The sequence below is a fragment of the Pedobacter sp. AW31-3R genome, assembly GCF_052180285.1.
Lineage (GTDB): Bacteria > Bacteroidota > Bacteroidia > Sphingobacteriales > Sphingobacteriaceae > Pedobacter.
Window position 1 is genome coordinate 3,292,743 of sequence record NZ_CP197475.1, and the last position, 16,692, is coordinate 3,309,434.

General features: G+C 39.6%; 15 protein-coding genes, 1 tRNA gene and 1 riboswitch. Of the genes, 6 read left to right on the forward strand and 10 right to left on the reverse strand.

The genetic code is table 11. From position 1 onward, the window contains the following. Positions 1 to 270: 270 nt before the first annotated feature. Positions 271 to 846, reverse strand: a complete 576-nt coding sequence (locus ACSBL2_RS13510) for a hypothetical protein (protein WP_442587058.1) — start codon at positions 844 to 846, stop codon at positions 271 to 273. A 56-nt stretch (positions 847 to 902) separates the two neighbouring features. After that, positions 903 to 1,271, reverse strand: coding sequence for a winged helix-turn-helix transcriptional regulator (locus tag ACSBL2_RS13515; protein ID WP_442587059.1), 369 nt, complete (start codon positions 1,269 to 1,271; stop codon positions 903 to 905). Positions 1,272 to 1,382: 111 nt separating this feature from the next. Here ACSBL2_RS13515 and ACSBL2_RS13520 point away from each other — a divergent pair, with 111 nt between their 5' ends. Together ACSBL2_RS13520 and ACSBL2_RS13525 are read left to right on the forward strand one after the other, a co-directional pair. Next, positions 1,383 to 1,679 carry a hypothetical protein gene (locus ACSBL2_RS13520; protein WP_442587060.1) on the forward strand — a complete coding sequence of 99 codons (297 nt, stop codon included), beginning with the start codon at positions 1,383 to 1,385 and terminating at the stop codon, positions 1,677 to 1,679. A 235-nt stretch (positions 1,680 to 1,914) separates the two neighbouring features. After that, entirely contained in the window at positions 1,915 to 2,928 is a 1,014-nt protein-coding gene (locus tag ACSBL2_RS13525) for an NAD-dependent epimerase/dehydratase family protein (protein WP_442587061.1), read from the forward strand. A 324-nt stretch (positions 2,929 to 3,252) separates the two neighbouring features. On the opposite strand, the gene ACSBL2_RS13530 is transcribed toward ACSBL2_RS13525, so the two are convergent. From ACSBL2_RS13530 to ACSBL2_RS13545, 4 genes are all read right to left on the reverse strand, one after another. Continuing rightward, a complete protein-coding gene (locus ACSBL2_RS13530) occupies positions 3,253 to 3,780 on the reverse strand; it encodes a DUF892 family protein (protein WP_442587062.1) in 528 nt (175 codons plus the stop codon). A 16-nt stretch (positions 3,781 to 3,796) separates the two neighbouring features. After that, the gene (locus ACSBL2_RS13535; protein WP_442587063.1) at positions 3,797 to 4,159 is read right to left on the reverse strand and encodes a response regulator; all 363 of its coding nucleotides are present in this window, start codon (positions 4,157 to 4,159) and stop codon (positions 3,797 to 3,799) included. 67 nt (positions 4,160 to 4,226) lie between these two features. After that, positions 4,227 to 5,063, reverse strand: a complete 837-nt coding sequence (locus tag ACSBL2_RS13540; RefSeq protein WP_442587064.1) for a PAS domain S-box protein — start codon at positions 5,061 to 5,063, stop codon at positions 4,227 to 4,229. 273 nt (positions 5,064 to 5,336) lie between these two features. Next, complete coding sequence (locus ACSBL2_RS13545) at positions 5,337 to 5,708, reverse strand: hypothetical protein (RefSeq protein WP_442587065.1); 372 nt, start codon at positions 5,706 to 5,708, stop codon at positions 5,337 to 5,339. Positions 5,709 to 6,246: 538 nt separating this feature from the next. Here ACSBL2_RS13545 and ACSBL2_RS13550 point away from each other — a divergent pair. Next, a complete protein-coding gene (locus ACSBL2_RS13550) occupies positions 6,247 to 6,477 on the forward strand; it encodes a hypothetical protein (RefSeq protein WP_442587066.1) in 231 nt (76 codons plus the stop codon). A 31-nt stretch (positions 6,478 to 6,508) separates the two neighbouring features. Here the strand turns inward: ACSBL2_RS13550 and ACSBL2_RS13555 are convergent. From ACSBL2_RS13555 to ACSBL2_RS13570, 4 genes are all read right to left on the reverse strand, one after another. Then, positions 6,509 to 6,598 (reverse strand) — tRNA-Ser (locus tag ACSBL2_RS13555). A 206-nt stretch (positions 6,599 to 6,804) separates the two neighbouring features. Continuing rightward, positions 6,805 to 8,655: an MASE3 domain-containing protein gene (locus tag ACSBL2_RS13560; protein ID WP_442587067.1), complete on the reverse strand. Its 1,851-nt coding sequence runs from the start codon at positions 8,653 to 8,655 to the stop codon at positions 6,805 to 6,807. Between the two features lie 315 nt (positions 8,656 to 8,970). Beyond that, entirely contained in the window at positions 8,971 to 9,225 is a 255-nt protein-coding gene (locus tag ACSBL2_RS13565) for a hypothetical protein (protein ID WP_442587068.1), read from the reverse strand. 385 nt (positions 9,226 to 9,610) lie between these two features. Then, positions 9,611 to 10,144: an RNA polymerase sigma factor gene (locus ACSBL2_RS13570; protein ID WP_442587069.1), complete on the reverse strand. Its 534-nt coding sequence runs from the start codon at positions 10,142 to 10,144 to the stop codon at positions 9,611 to 9,613. 635 nt (positions 10,145 to 10,779) lie between these two features. Beyond that, a riboswitch (SAM riboswitch) is annotated at positions 10,780 to 10,881 on the forward strand. Positions 10,882 to 11,198: 317 nt separating this feature from the next. On the opposite strand from ACSBL2_RS13570, the gene ACSBL2_RS13575 reads away from it, so the two are divergent. The 3 genes from ACSBL2_RS13575 to ACSBL2_RS13585 all read left to right on the forward strand — a co-directional run bounded on the left by ACSBL2_RS13575 (position 11,199) and on the right by ACSBL2_RS13585 (position 16,636). After that, positions 11,199 to 14,408 (forward strand): SusC/RagA family TonB-linked outer membrane protein, encoded by a 3,210-nt coding sequence (locus ACSBL2_RS13575; RefSeq protein WP_442587070.1) that lies wholly within the window; start codon positions 11,199 to 11,201, stop codon positions 14,406 to 14,408. Positions 14,409 to 14,419: 11 nt separating this feature from the next. Continuing rightward, positions 14,420 to 15,853 (forward strand): SusD/RagB family nutrient-binding outer membrane lipoprotein, encoded by a 1,434-nt coding sequence (locus ACSBL2_RS13580; RefSeq protein ID WP_442587071.1) that lies wholly within the window; start codon positions 14,420 to 14,422, stop codon positions 15,851 to 15,853. Positions 15,854 to 16,039: 186 nt separating this feature from the next. Then, complete coding sequence (locus ACSBL2_RS13585; RefSeq protein ID WP_442587072.1) at positions 16,040 to 16,636, forward strand: RNA polymerase sigma factor; 597 nt, start codon at positions 16,040 to 16,042, stop codon at positions 16,634 to 16,636. Positions 16,637 to 16,692 lie beyond the last annotated feature (56 nt).

Here is a 16,692-nt window from a genome sequence, read left to right on the forward strand (position 1 = left end):
ACCTGCTCTCTGCCAGGTATATTTTAAACAATAAAGTTTTCATCTTAATTTTTCTATGGGTTTGTTCGCGTAACAAATATAATAACCTAATCAGTTAAATCAAAAATGATCGAATTCGTATCGTTTTTTTCTTTTGATGCTCTATTATTCAGCCTGTTCATCATGGGTTTTATTGGCAGGATTTAGTCTTCATTATCTGCAACAGTAAATCTGGCTTTAATATGGTTTCTTGAAGACTTGAATTAAGAAAGCCATCTCAACTTTGCGGGCTTATGCTACGCCATGAACCATGAAGAGCGAACACCCCTCATCCTGTAAATTTATCAGGATGCTGAAATAGTTGTTACCACCATCCTTTACCATTAGCTCTTCCTTTTGCCAATTGTTGTCATCTATTGTAGGTCTTCTTATAAAACAATTAAAATAAATTACTTTTTCACCTTTATCATTGTAAAAACCAATGTATTGTCTATAGTAATCTGGCAGCGGCTTGATCATTTTTTTATCCACTAAAATCCCATTTGAGTCTTCTTTGCCTGTTGCGAGACATTCTTGAAGAATCTTTTCAGCTTTGAATATTTCTTCAATAGTAGGAGTGAATCTTCTGGATTTGTTATCGTATATTTTACTATTAGCAGAAAATATAATTCCTGAAAAATTTACGGTTTGCAGATATAAATTTTCACTTCCCTCTACCTCCCTGAGATTATAAGTATAGCCATTAAGAGATTTATTAGATAAATCTGTACATGCTATAAAGCACAAGGCGGAAATCAGCATTCCTGTTATATAATGCAAAATTTTGCTCGTTGAGCTTGAAAGCGCCTTACATTCCATATTTTTCAAAGTCAGCAATTTTCATCAATGTATTTACGGAAGCAAAATATTATACCACAGTATAATTATCCTTTTATGTTATCTATTACTTTCTTGCGGTGAATATAGCCCCAGTCTTTTAGTGCATTTACTAAGGGTGCTAAAGTAAACGTATGTGCGGTCGGCAGGTATTCTACCGAAGGAGAATAGGTATCGGATAATTTCCGGGTAACAAGAAAATTTAGCTCCAGTTCTTTCAGTTCCTTAGAAAGCATACGGTCGCTGATGGCCTCTACATTTCTCGCTATTTCTTTAAAACGGTGATTCCCTGCCAATATACTGATGAGGATAGGCAATTTCCATTTGCCCTGCAAGAGATAAAGGGCATCTTTCACTGCCTGCAAATCTTTTCCTGTACAGGTAGTTTCGTACACCAATTTTTGTAATTGTTCCATATCTGACTTACCTCTATGTTAGCACTAACCTTAAGTTTAGTACTTACTATTCGTAAGCAAAAATAGGTAATTTTGACCTATCATTTTAAAAGTAAAAATATGGCAACGTATATGTTAGCAGAAATACAGGTTAAATTTGGCACAAGTAATTTGGAGAAATATCAGGAAACGATGATACTCATCAAACAGATCTTTGAAAGCGAAGGCATTATGCTACGCCATGGAATGCTCACGAAAGCGGGTAAGCTCTACAAAGCTTGGAATCTTTGGCAGATTGATGATTTTGGGCATGTAAGCAGAGCAATGGAAAACGCTGCCAATCATCCGGATTTACTGGCCGCAGTTACCGGAATGGAAAACTGTGTAGAGTCCGAAACGGTTCATTATTTGGATAGCCTGCCTTTTTGACCTGGTTTTAATTGACAATAATGAACTTCCTTTTCCATCTACTTTTGAAAGTGTATATGGGCATAAAAAGATGAATAATATCGTTCACAACCGGATTAATAACTAAAAGAAAATGAAACCATCATAAGCTTACCAGTAACAGACAGCAATGAATAAGCTTATGATAGCCTCATCGCCTTTAAAAATCAATTATATACTGATGAAACCATCATAAACTTTTCACTAACAAACAGCAATGAATAAGCTTATGATAGCCTCATCACCTTTAAAAATCAATGATATACTGATGAAAAATAAAACCATATTAGTAACTGGCGCAAATGGATATATTGGGAATGCCGTATCAAAAGCTTTTGTACGTGCAGGATGGAAGACCTATGGTTTAATAAGAAATGAAAAGTCTGCCTTGGATTTAGCCCGCAATGAAATTTATCCCATCATTGGTACACTTGAAAACCTAGCATTCTTAAATTCTGTAAAGGATGTAGTTTTTGATACGGTTGTTTCTAACACCGAGGATTGGAATAATCCCGATGCCCATTTGGAGAAAGTAGAAATAATGCTTTATACCCTGGCAAAACGGAGTGTGGATGCAGGTATTCGTCCATTGATCATGTTTACCAGCGGCTGTAAAGACTACGGTAGAATGAAGGAAGTTCATGGGGACGAAAATCTTACGGGCCATACGGAGTTGAGCCCTGTCAATCCTCCTGCTGCATTGGCCAAACGCGCGGCATTGGGCATTAAATTAATGCAAGATAGGACTTCTGGTTTTGACAGCCTGGTATTAAGACCGACCATTGTTTACGGCAATTCATCAAGTCATTATGGAACACTGTTTGATCTGGCGGCTGAATCTAAATCTACCTTAACACTAATCGCAAATGCTAATGCTATTATGCATTCACTTCATGTAGATGATTGTGCGGAGGCATATGTCGCATTGGCTGAACATCCGTATCGGGAAGAAGTATCACATCAGGCATTCAACATTTCCAATACCCGATATGAAACTGCTGAAGAGATAGGAATGGCTTTGGCAAAATTCTATCATTTGAATTTAAATTTACTTGCACCAGAAGCAGAAATGAACCTGGATCTTTCAGTGCATTCGCTCGCCAATTTCTCCCAATGGGTCGATTCTTCAAAAATCAGGGAGCTTACCGGATGGAATGAAAAGAGAATCAGTTTCACAGATGGAATAGAACAATACCGTATGGCGTATGAGACATTTTCATCACAACTTTGATCCAAACAGTTGCTTTATTCTGTATGGTATTTTTTATGCTTGGGATGATTATCGACAGACCTAAAAGATATCTCCCTTATGTTGAATTTCTCAGGATGTTTGAATTGAAGGAGAGACTCCCTTTGAAAACTTTGAAAAGGACAAGAATTGGAGGCACCATAATATTCTGCTTCCATTTTTTGATATTTTTAGCAGCTGAATTACCTATTTGCTATTTTTTTGCAGGATGTAGTTTTCCGGTTTGAGGAAGAAAATAGATTGATTGATTTTCTGATGACATCCTGCTAGGAAATGGTAATCCTGAATTAAGAGCCACAGATCTACTTAACTGGTTATGTATTTAGAGGAAATTAGTAACAATAACGTACGGTCTGATTTGGCCTCGTTGTAGTTTTCTTTTAAAAGAGAACTAATTTGATTATTGTTAAACTTGACTGCGGCCATTTGCAGTATTTGGAATGAAGCCATTTCAATACTTTCTATATTCTGCAGGTAAAAAATGATTGATAGATCTTGAAGTTCGGCCTCCCCGGATTGCTCTTGAATTGCCTCATAGGCATCATTTATCAAACCTGTTAGACCGTGTATACTACCAATAGAAACTTCAGCATCCAACAAAGTATAAATCATTTGCATTCTGGCTACCTGTTTCTGCACATCATTGATGGTTTCATGGATTGCATTTTTGAGATCGGAAAACTGTGCCTGGTCAGCGATTTCTGGAAGTTTTGCCAGGAGATGCATTTTTGCAGCATATATACGATCCAGGTGCGTTAAAAAAAAACGGTTGAGCCCGCTGGGACTGAGGTTCATGCGCTCCCATGAATTTGGTCGATTTGATTTTTCAGTCATAACTTTCCTGTTTAGCCTAATATAACAATTCTTTTACTCTATCTATGAGTAAATCGAGATTGAATGGCTTAGTGATAAACGCATCTGCCCGGCAGTCTTTTGCAATTAAGTCAAGGTTGTTTTCCGCTGAGACGAGCATGACCGGAATCTGTCCGATTCCTGGAGATGACTTGAGCGCTGTACATATTTCTGCTCCATTCTTAGTGGAGCCCTTAATCCTTACGTCGAGCAGGATCAAATCTGGCTGAAGTATCATTACCTCTTCGGTACTTGTACCGTTTGGTTTCAATATGGGGCTGAATCCTTCTTCTGAGAAGAGAATCTCCAAAATGGACATGATATTAGGGTCATCTTCTATAATAAGGACTGTTTTGCTCATATGTTATGTTTAATTGGTCAGCGAACTTCATCGCGCCAAATTGTTCTTTTCCTGATTTTGTGCACATTTAAAGCAGCTCAAAAACGTCTATGCCGTAGACCTGTAGAAATAGCTTTTTGAAATGTGCGGTAGAAGTGTACCCGGCTACAGATGAAATTTCACCTAGCGTGCGGTATTTCCCGGAAGAGATGGCTTCCCAGGCTAATTGCAGACGTATAGTTCTGACCAGCTTGTTTGGCGTAGTGTTCATAATCCGGTTCACCTGGCGGAAGAGTTGCCGTTGGCTGATGGCCATATCTTCACTTAGCATTTTCAGGCTGATCTCCCGACTGCCTGTATAACGTCGGATGAGTGCTTCGAACCTGTTCAGCCAGAGTTGATCTTTAAGATCAATTGATGAATTGCCACCCATCCATTTGAGGTTGGAATCATCTGGACTGATCACGGGCATGATGAGTTCGATATCTTCCGAAAACCTTTTCATCTGCTCAGTATTTAATTGAGAAAAGATGGCTGATACCCGTTCGGGCCCGTCAATCTGTTTTTTAAAGGTTACATCTTTCGCAATAGCAAATATGAGTTTGTCGCGCTCAATGGGAACAGCAGTCCAAAAAAGCCAGACGATCACGCCATCCTTGGTGAGGAATCTGTTCTCAAAGCGGAATACCAATTCACCATTGCGCAATTCTTCCTGCTTTTTGGCAGAGAGTTCCCTGTCATTTGGATGGATGAAAGATTCGATGGGGGAGGCGAGCAGTTCCGCAACCGAAAAACCAAGAACTTTTGATACCGCCGGGTTTATTTTTTTGAAATATCCATCATATCCTGCAATGCAAAGCAAGTCTGGTGATAGGTCAAAAAATAATTCCAGATCGAACTGGTTATCTCGTATTTTGGTTGCCATTCTGGAATACATAAGTTGCCGCCTTTCCTTATCTTTTTGTGAGGCAGAACGGCAAATTAGGGTTATTGTTTCATAAACTTTACTTCCTTACCCATTTTGGCAACTTTGGAAATGAACTGGCAATTTTGTTGTGAATTTGAACTGCTTTTGCAATATGTTCATATTGGCAAAAGCAAAAATGGGCTAAGTGCTGTTGCGTAAAACTAGGATGGGGATGCCTATAAATCTAACTAAAAATTCTAAGGATAATTTCTTTCTGAAGGGATAGCCTTTTTATGGACAGGAAGCAAACTGTCTTGTATACCTTAGGACAAGCAGAGCAAGAAAGTCCATCTCAAAAGGCTTTTTTAAATAGGCGTCGAAACCCATTAATTTATAGGTTTTATCAATATCATTATTGCAACTGGAAGCGATTGTACAAACACCTGATATTAACGATTTGACTTGTTTATTCCACAACGCAGGTTTTAGCAAGTCGTAGAAACAATCGATGATAACTAAATCCGGATCATAGTGGATGAGTTTGTTCTCGAAATTAGCACCTTCTCCAGGAAAGGCGCTGACAGTATAACCTAAATCATTTAATGCAATGGTCATGACATCAAAAATAGCGGCGTTGGGCTCGTGAAGAAATATCTTTTTCATGCCTTTCGTCCGAAAAAGATAAATTCACCATGCTGGTGAAATATTTTAGGGATAATTGAAGGTACGTAAAATTATCTGATAATCAGTATTTTATTTAGCATAAACGAATGCCGTCACTTTAATTTAAGGATGTATTGGAAGTAGAGAAAAGTTAAATGAATAATCTGCCTGATGTTTCTTCCGGCAGGCAGGTTGGCTATGCTCAAAAAAACCACAATTACCGCCACAGTGACGCTACCTATCCGATGAAAGGAACATTTGGAAATTGCGGGATGTGGTAGGGAAAGAATTATTCATAGAGAATCTGCGTAGAAATGGTTTGAAGCTGGATGAGAATTTCATTATCCTTCTTTTATAGGAATCCGACAAAACCTTTGTCTTTACCCATGACTTTAAAAAGGTCTTTGATGTTAAAAGTTCAGTTCGTGATGAAAGTGAGCAGTTGAAGGAATTATCCATACTTGATTCGCTAAAGCTGTTAACTATTGACGAAATGGAAACCGTAATTGAAAAATCCCAACTATCGTTATAGTTATTTATGCCTGGACCATCAAACGAACTCATTCAAAAATTGGGGGCATTTGTAGCCCCTTTCGAGAGAAGAAATAGCCTAAGCACAAACGGAGCAAAATTGTCTGTTAAACCTGAAGAGGAGGTACAGTTGTTGGCACATTGCCTATCCAGCCTTGGTACGCCAGATGATGCACGTTTTACCACATTAACAGAATCAAAGGATTTGCAAACTGATGTTCTAAAGGTGCTGAAATAAGAAATGCCACCCAAATGGGTGGCATCCTCAGTGGCGGAGAGTGGGGGATTCGAACCCGCGGACGCTGTTACACGTCAACAGTTTTCAAGACTGCCGCAATCGACCACTCTGCCAACTCTCCGGCGCAAAAGTACAAACTCTGTTCAATTCTGCAAACTGTTCCTGCCTCAATTGTGCTTTTAAGGCTGCTAATACGCATAACCTACAGATAACGAGCAAGAATAATTTTTGAGATTTTTAACTAAAGACGGGAAAAACATAAAAAACAACGTTATCTACACTGATTCTGGTTGAAAAACAATCAAACTGAAGAGCTAAAAAAACCTTTTAGAAATTCTTCTTATCGGCTGATGGAACCGTAAAGAAGAATGTGGTCCCAAGGCCAAAATCACTTTTCAGGTAAATCTGTCCACCATTCAGCTCCACAAATTCCTTACAAAGCACCAATCCCAAGCCGGTTCCTTTTTCTGCGGCTGTACCGGGGGTAGAGAACTTATTGTCGATCTTCAGCAAATGATTCTGATGATCACCTTCAATCCCGATCCCGGTATCTGTTACAGAAAACAAGACTTCGCTGGCTTTATTTTCGGCTTTCACGGTGACCATACTATTGGCATAGCTGAATTTAATCGCATTGGAAATCAGATTTCTCAATACCGTTGCAATCATCTGGTAATCCGCCATGATGTGAAACTCTCCCACATATTCCATAGTTACTCCTATCTTTTTAGCATCGGCCATAGGAGAGTTGAGCTCTTTTATTTCTGAAAGCAATTCCGGCACAGCGATTACCTCTGGATGAGGCTTTAGTGCTCCGGTTTGGATTCTTGACCAGTCAAGCAAGTTTTCTAAAAGCGCATATGCCTGCTTTGCAGATTCATTCATACGCTGGGCCATTTGCTGTATTTTAGTCGTGTTCAATTTATCTGCATTCCGGTAAATCAATTCACTGAAAGCAAGCAACGAGGTAAAAGGGTTCTTTAAATCATGAGCAATAATAGAGAAAAGCTTATCCTTGGTACCATTCAGCTCTTTCATTTGCCCTTCAGCAAGTTTCAATTTTGTCACATCCTGGCAAATGATGAGGTAACTGGATTCTCCAGGGATAACTGAAGATTCAGGAATTACCTGGAGTGCGTAGAAATAACTTTTGCCATCCTTCTGCAGACTGAAACTACTTTCCTTCATCGTCCCACTTTCCTGAACCTGATCAATTACGGGCAACACTGCACTATAAATGCTGCTTTTTTCTGACAATGGATCAAGTGTTGTCGTTTCAGTAAGCAACTGTTTTGCTGCACTGTTCATATATATGCAGTCAAGTTTATCATTCAATCGTAAGATTAACCCTGGCATGTTCTCTGCCAGCGTACGGTAAGTTTCTTCTTTATCTTTCAGGTTTTTAAAGATCAATTGGGTAGGACTAAGGAATCCTGTTTCTACATTGGCCTTATAAATCAGAAAAAAGGAAATGAGCTTGGCATAATGTCCAATCTCATTTGCTGTACTGTAATTAGATACATATAACGTAAAACAAAACTCACTCAGAATGGTAAAAATAAGGGAACTGAATAACAGCTGATAGATCGGGGGACTAAAATTCCGTTTGTTCTTTATTAAAAGATAGCCAGCCAGAATGAGCGTCGCTATAATTACATATTCTGCATAAATTTTGAATGGCGTTTGTCCCATACCTTCAATGTAACATACCGGGAATACATTCCAGACCAGTATGGTTAATATCACCAGGGTACTTAAGAGGAAATATAAAAGGAATACGAGATCAGGCTTCAGTTTTCTGTTTGGTTTCAGAAAATAAAAACCCGCCACAAGTGTAACGGCTTCCAGAAAACGTGTAGCTACCCAAAACTGATTTGCAAAAAATGATGGTCCCTCAATTATCCTCATTCCTTTGTAGGTGAGGGTGTGCAGCAAATCAAGCGCACCAACAAAAAGATAAGATATACCGACAAAACGCAGGTAGTTGTTGTCCTGCATCACCCGGGTATTCCAGGCGACAATAAATACAGCAAAGGCTACAACAATGGAAAACAGTTCAATAACTGTATGAAAAAGCAGGTAACTCTCCTGTATGCTGAAATAAAAGATGAGTAATAAGACGATGACAGCAAATACGGTTCTATAATTGCCTTTTATAAAATGGATCAGAAATGCCAATGTTTGAGTTTAAATTTTATCAAAAAACAAATTATTATTCTAAGGTAGAATGATCTACATACTGATGCAGTATATCACCCTTGTTCTCACACAAATATAGGTGCTACCATCCATGAATAGGAAACATTTATTATGGAATATCAGACATATTATTTTTGAAATGGCTAAAACCTGTGGGAGATGTTTGAATATGAAATTGCTCCACTTTTACTGGTATCTGATTTGCCCCTGATGTATCTACAGGCATGAGTCAGAACTGAATTTCGGGAAAGGCTTGTAATGGAAAATTTTCCGGCAGCTGGTAAGCCTGGATTATTACCTGAGCAGGTAACTGTCGATGTCCAATAACAGATCGCTGGACCGGTATACCTTTAAACGATTCTTTAACTCTACAACATGGTCTTCATATGCTTTGCATTTATAAATTACTGTTCCATTGGAAGTATTGACTATACCTATAATCTGACGACTACCACTCTGAAAGTCATTGTGCTTAAAAAGATGCTCAAATAGCTCACTTTTTAAAACATGATAGTTTTTATCTGCATCAATAAATATCATCTTATACATCAGATTCGGATTTGTGGAGGAGAAGTGTTTTTATGAAGTTTATAGTATTATTAAAAAAGATCACAGGTCTTTTACCAGAAATTCACCTTACCATTGATCCAATCTTATCCGGTTAAATTAAGGTAAATTATTGTTTTGACCCAATAATGATCATGTCGGTTTTTAAAACAGCCGGACCAGCATTTTGGTTTCAAATTTCTTTTTTAGTTTCTCCTGAATAAATTGCAGGAATAGGAGTGGATATTCAATTTACTGTATACCAAATCAGCTAATGAGTTGAACAAAGAAATGGTCTTTATTCAATTCATCAGCTGACTTTATGTGATAAGCTTTACGCTATTATTTTAAATATAATTTGATTACCTACACAGTGTTTGATCACGTTTTAATCTGCATACTGGTCTTTCCCAAAATTGTCGCTGTACATTTTTAATTTGGCTTTAAGAATTTTACGGGCAACATGGATCCTGGTTTTGACAGTGCCAATTGGTATTTGCAACTCATCGGCAATCTCATGATACTTAAAGCCCTCAAAGTATTTCGTAAACGGAATATAGTATTCAGCCGTCAGGGTACCCATCGCATTTTCAATGTCCTTTCTGACAAACTTTCCTTCTCCCTGATTACTTGATGCACTGCAGGAAAGCTGTACTGATGTCAGGTCTTCTGCAGTAGTTACCACAAGACGTTTTCTGACCATACTACGGTAATCATTGATAAATGTATTTTTCATTATCGTGAACATCCAGCCTTTTAAATTGGTTCCTTCTTTATAAAGCTGTACATAACGCAACGCCTTGATCAAGGTTTCTTGTACAAGATCATCGGCATCATCCGCATTCTGGGTAAATTTAAAGGCAAATTGGTTGAGTTGGGGGCGAAGTCCGCAGATTTGTGAATTAAATGATATGTTGTTCATAGGTAGATGTATATGTTTTTCACATTAAATTATACAACTGATATGCCAGTATGACCATTCTAATCAAAAGAAGAATAAAATGCTGAAAATTTTAAGTTTTCTATGCCAATTAAATTATTTCTTGGAGTTAAAGGCATAAAGGCCAAGATTTGGCCGGATTTTTATAAGCGCATATTTGTACTCCAATCTTGAATATTTCTAATGCTGAGTACTGTAAAATGCACAGCTCATCAAATTATTGTGGCAAATGTCAGAATAGGTTCTTTTTAAACAGTTATATTTTATGCTTAAGAATAACTGTGCCGGTAGTTTATGTATCTTATTTTATGGTTATACCAAATTATCGTATTCTCCGCTATGTGTAATAATCCTCTTGTCATGTGATTTCCTCTGGATGTTTCTCAGTGTATCCTAATGGACGACTCAAATGAAATAGTTGTCGGGAAGTATATTACAGCAGTAAATCAATGAAATATGATAAAGAGCAAAAAAGAGATTCAATTGCATTATTGATAATTTGAAGACAAATGACCTAAAAATCAACCAATTACTTTGGATTGTTGAAATATATAATTAATACTACTAAAAACATAGGAATTATAGTTTTAAATAGTATCTTTGTGCCATTAATAGAATACTTATCAAGAAAGGTGGAGGGAATGGCCCTGCGAAACCTTAGCAACCGTCCTCAGGGAAATGGTGCTAATTCCTTCCCGGTTTACCGGGGTAGTTAAGTCAGTTGAATGCTATAACATTAATGTTTATGATATGCAGGCACTTCTGATTTACAGGGGTGTTTTTTTTTAGGCTGAACCAAAAATAATTGACAAGTAGTATTTGAACTTTAATAAAAAGACCAATGAAAAAAACTTACAAATTAAATTTCGACGCGCTGGTAATCATTCCTGATCATCAAACTCTTCCCATGTGTTTGGAGACCTGTTGTTGCTGACAGCTCTATAACGAAGGGCTATCGCTGCCCAATCTGTAAAATTTACTAAAAGCTATAAAAAATCGCTCCCGTAGCGAATGGGAATACTATGCCCTGTTTTTTATGGCACTCATTAACTATTACCTAAATAAGATCATCATGTTCAACAAAATCAGGCTGACAGTAATATTGTTATTGCTGCTGCTTTCACAATTTTCACAGGCACAGCAGATCGTTGCATCAGGCGCCGTGAAATCTTCAACAGGGGAAACTTTACCTGGTGTCTCGATCCTCGTAAAAGGAACGAAACAGGTCGTAACGACCGATGCAAACGGAAAGTTTTCTATCTCATTAACGGGTAAAAGTACACTTGTACTTTCCTTTATCGGGTTTTCTTCAACGGAGATCGTAGTGGATAAGAATGCCGGAAATCTAAATATCATTCTTAAAGAAAATGAAAATGCGCTGAATGAAGTTGTGGTCACGGCACTTGGCATTTCCAGGCAAAAGAAGTCACTGGGATATGCCGTTCAGGAACTCAAAGGTGATAACCTGACAGAAGCTAAGGAAACGAATCTGGTGAATGCCCTTGCCGGAAAGATTGCTGGTGTGAGGGTAACCAATAGCCAGGGAGATATGGGATCTTCCAGGATCGTGATCCGTGGCGAAACTTCCATTTCCGGAAATAACCAGCCTCTTTTTGTGGTAGATGGAATTCCGGTGGATAACTCGCAGCTGAATTCAGCCGGTGCAAGGGATTATGCCAATACCATTTCAGATATCAATCCCAATGATATTGAGTCGATGAGTGTACTTAAAGGCCCCAATGCCGCAGCACTTTATGGTTCCAGGGCAGCAGCAGGGGTAATCCTGATCAAGACGAAATCGGGCAAATCTCAGCAAGGCCTGGGAATTAATTTCAATTCTAACGCAGTGATGGAAAGTTTGCTGACCCTTCCGGAATACCAAAATGCATTCGGACAAGGTTCTGAAGGAAAGTTCAGTTATGTAGATGGTAAAGGTGCAGGAATAAACGATGGGGTGGATGAAAGCTGGGGCCCTAAACTGGATGGCCGTTTGATCCCCCAGTTTTATTCTAATGGAGAGGCTGTTCCTTTTGTCGCGCATCCTGATAACGTGCGGGATTTCTTCCAGACAGGCTATGCATTGACAAATGGGATTTCTATTGCTGATGCCAGCGGAAAGATCGATTACCGCTTGTCTTATAATAACCTGAAACAGGTGGGTATTGTACCGAACTCTGGTCAGGGGAAGAACTCTTTTGCTTTAAACACGACCCTGAGGTTAACCCCTAAGCTGACCATTACTGCAAATGCGAATTACAGTAAGCTTTCATCCGATAATCTGCCGGGAACAGGCGGATCAAGGTCGACCAGTACCATGCTGCAGTTTGCCTGGTTCGGAAGACAGGTGGATATCAACCGTCTGAAGGATTATAAAGATGAGAATGGCAATACCTTTAACTGGAATAACAGTTATTATAGTAATCCTTATTGGGTAGCCTATGAAAATACCGTATCTCAAAACAGGAACAGGCTGATTGGTAGTGTGGGATTAAATTATAAGATTATTGAAGGACTGAATTTTAACTTCCGCTCGGGAACAGATTATTACAATGACCGCCGTAAAATCAGGATCGCCTACGGGACTAATGGTACGCCATTCGGTTCGTATACAGAAAGTGCATTTACCGTAAATGAAAACAATACCGATGCGACTTTAAATTATACCAAACAATTCAATTCGGATTTCAGCTTTGAAGCCCTGATTGGTAGCAATATCCGTTCGCGGTATATTGAGCAGAATGACCAGAGCGCCCCAAGACTGGCCATCGCCGGTTTGTATACTTTAAATAATTCCAGAGACCCGCTTACTTCATCCAATATTTACAGCGACCTGAAATCGTATAGTGGATACGCATCAGGACAAGTTGGTTTCAGAAACTACCTGTTCGTGAATGTTACTGCCCGTAACGACTGGTCTTCAACTTTACCCGCGAAAAACAGGTCATATTTTTATCCTTCCTTTAATGGAAGTCTGGTGCTGACTGAAGCTTTTGATATCAAGAGTAATTTCCTTGATTATGCAAAAATCCGTGGCGGCTGGTCGAAGGTGGGTAAAGATGCAGATCCGTACCGTTTGCAAAATACCTATGTGTTCGGTGCGCCATTTGGTACCAACCCACAGCTTACCCCTTCAGCAACTGATTTGAATCCTGATCTTAAGCCGGAAACCACTACGTCTTCTGAGATTGGTGCAGAGGCTGTATTATTAGATAAAAGATTACGCCTTGATGTGAGTTTATACAATACGAACAGTTACGACCAGATCCTGAGCGTTGATGTGAGTCAGAGTACTGGTTTCCGCTCGAAATTAATGAATGCAGGTAAGATCAATAATAAAGGAATTGAAATCCAGTTGGGTGTAACCCCAGTTAGGTCTGCCTTCAAATGGGATATTGATCTGAATTATGCAGCGAACAGGAGTAAGGTGATTGAACTGGATAAAGAAGGTTTGTTACAAAATTATGTGGTGGCTACAAGTTCTGCACAGGTGATTGCTGCCGTAGGGCAACCTTATGGTACGCTTTTCGGTAATGCTTACCTGAGAAACAGCAATGGTGAGATTGTGGTGAATGCCACTGGGGCACCACAAACTGATCCGACTAAAAAAGTGCTGGGTAAATATACGCCCGACTGGATTGGTGGGATTTCAAATACCTTCAGTTATAAAGGATGGAGCCTTGGCGTGTTGGTTGACGCAAGTTTTGGCGGCTCTATTTACAACGGCACCTATGCTACAGGAACCTATACAGGGGTTCTGGCGTCGACACTTCCGGGCAGAGCGGCAGAATATGGGGGAATTTCTTATTACTATCCGGGTAACCTGAAAGCCAACGGAACAGTGAAACTGGAAACAGGTACAGCCGCTCCTGAGGGGGTAACCGTGTATGACGATGGAATTATTTTCAATGGGGTGACCGCCGATGGAAAGCGCAATGAAAAAATACTTCCTGCACAGCAATATTATAAGTCATTCCGCACAATTGATGAAGCAAATATTTTTGATGCTTCCTATGTCAAATTGCGTGAGGTAAAACTGACTTATAACCTTCCGTCTAAACTGGTTCATTCCTTAAGCCTTCAGGGCGTATCTGTCGCACTCGTAGGGCGCAATCTTGCGATTCTCCACCGCAACACTACAGATATTGATCCGGAAGTTGCCTTCAATACCGGTAATGGCCAGGGATTGGAAAGTCTGTCTAATCCAACTACACGCACCTACGGTGTCAACCTGAATATCAAATTTTAATACAACCTGTCATGAAAAAGAATAGACTCTATATATTTGCTGCATTTGCCCTTTTCCTTGCTTCCTGCAGCAAAGAGCTGGATGAGATTAATATCAATCCCAATGCAACTGAAAATGCACAACCGGATTACCTGTTAACCGGTGCGATCAAAAATACTGCAGATACCTATTGGGGAACAACCAATAATATGAATTCCAGCCTGCTGTTCGCACAGCACTGGGCAAAAGTGCAATATACGGAAGAGGACCGTTTCGTGTTCTCCAACAGCAGTTTCACGGCCTTGTGGTCTACTGGTTATTCACAAAGTATCACCGGTTTTAACAAGATTATTGAAATTGGGACGAGCACCGACAACTCCAATTACAGGGGAGTGGCTTTAACGCTGAGATCATGGGTGTTCCTGTTGCTTACAGATGCTTATGGCGATGTGCCTTATAATGAAGCCGGAAAGCTGAAACAATTTATTACACCAGCCTATGATAAACAGAAGGATGTATATTATGGATTGCTTGATGATCTGAAGGCGGCGAAAACAGCATTGGATCCTGCAGGAAAAACGATTGCAGGCGATATCATTTACAGTGGCAATATCGACAAATGGAAGAAATTTGCAAATTCCCTGAGATTGCGGATTGCGCTTCGCATTGCTGACCGTGAGCCGGTAAAAGCACAGCAGGTAATTGATGAGATTAAAGCGGATGGGGATCTGTATATCAGTGATAATACAGAAATTGCACAGCTGATTTATCAGATTTCACCACAGCAGAATCCGGTGAGTGCACAGTTTGATACACGTGACGATTACAGGATCAGCAAGACAATTGTGGATAAGCTGTTCGGCCTGAGTGATCCGCGATTAGCTGTGTTTGCGAGCAAGACCCAAACAGCTACTCCGGAAGAATATGTGGGCTTACCGAATGGACTGACCAACTCTGAAGCCAGTAACCTGGGCTTTGCGAAAACCTCTAAACCAGGAACTTATTTTCTGGCAGCCCAGGCACCTGCAGTGATCTTTAGCTATGCGGAATTGTTGTTCGACCGTGCGGAAGCAGCTGCCAGAGGATTTACTTCTGAAGATGCAGCAGCACTGTATAAACAAGCCATTACCGCTTCACTTAAACAATATGGTATTTCTGATGCCGCTATTACAACCTACCTGGCCAGAGCAGGAGTACAGTATGATGCCAGTAATTATAAGAAATCTATTGGAGAGCAAAAGTGGATCGCCTTGTTTGGTCAGGGCATGGAAGCCTGGACAGAAAGACGCAGACTGGATTATCCTGTGTTGACAGCATCGGTGAATACCGTCCTGGAAGGAAAAATCCCTGTACGGTTTATTTATCCGGGTACCGAACAATCTTTAAATACCAAAAGTTATACGAATGCTGTAGCTAGTCAGGGCGCTGATTTGTTAACAACGAAATTATGGTTTGACGTGTTTTAAACAGAAGGTCTACATTCTATAGTACATGGGGCAGTTCAAGATCAATGAACTGCCCCATTCTTTTCTGTAAAATACCCCGGATTTTCAGCGTCTTTGTTTATTCCGAAGGGATTCTAATGCAAATTGATGTGAAAGACTTAGCAATTTATTAATATACAAAAAATATAGGCCGTCTACTTTTGTCCGGTGGCACCAATACAATTAACTGTAGATTCCGTTTTATTAGCTCAGCTTCGCGATGGTGATGAAAAAGCCTTCGTCCTGGTGTACGATAAGAATTACCGTAAAATCTATCAGTTTGCCAATTCTTTGCTGAAAAATAAGGAGCAGAGCGAAGAAATTCTTCAGGAAACTTTCCTGAATGTATGGATTAACCGCGAGCGGCTGGATATTCATCTGCCCATCGAACCATTGTTATTTACGATATGTAAGCGTTTGGTGCTTGATGCCTTTAGAAAAGCAACTTCTACCAGTAAACACCTCGCTCATCTCTTTCAAATGATGGCAGATGAAGATAATGGTACCGAAGAGAACATTATTTTTTCAGACCTCATGCGTTTTACCGAAAGCGTGATTGCTGAATTGCCAAAACAGCAACAGACGGTATTCCGGCTGAATAAGTTTGAAGGCCGTTCTTATGAGGAAATTGGTCAACAACTGAACATCTCAAAAAATACCGTCAAAAATCACCTCATCGTGGCGGTTAAATCATTGAAGACACAACTGGACGGACACGGAATCTGGAGTGTGCTGTTAGTCTTGCTGCTGAAATTTTTAAAATAAATTTATTTTCAACTAGTCCATCGGCATTCTCTGAAACGTATTCTTTTATATAACGT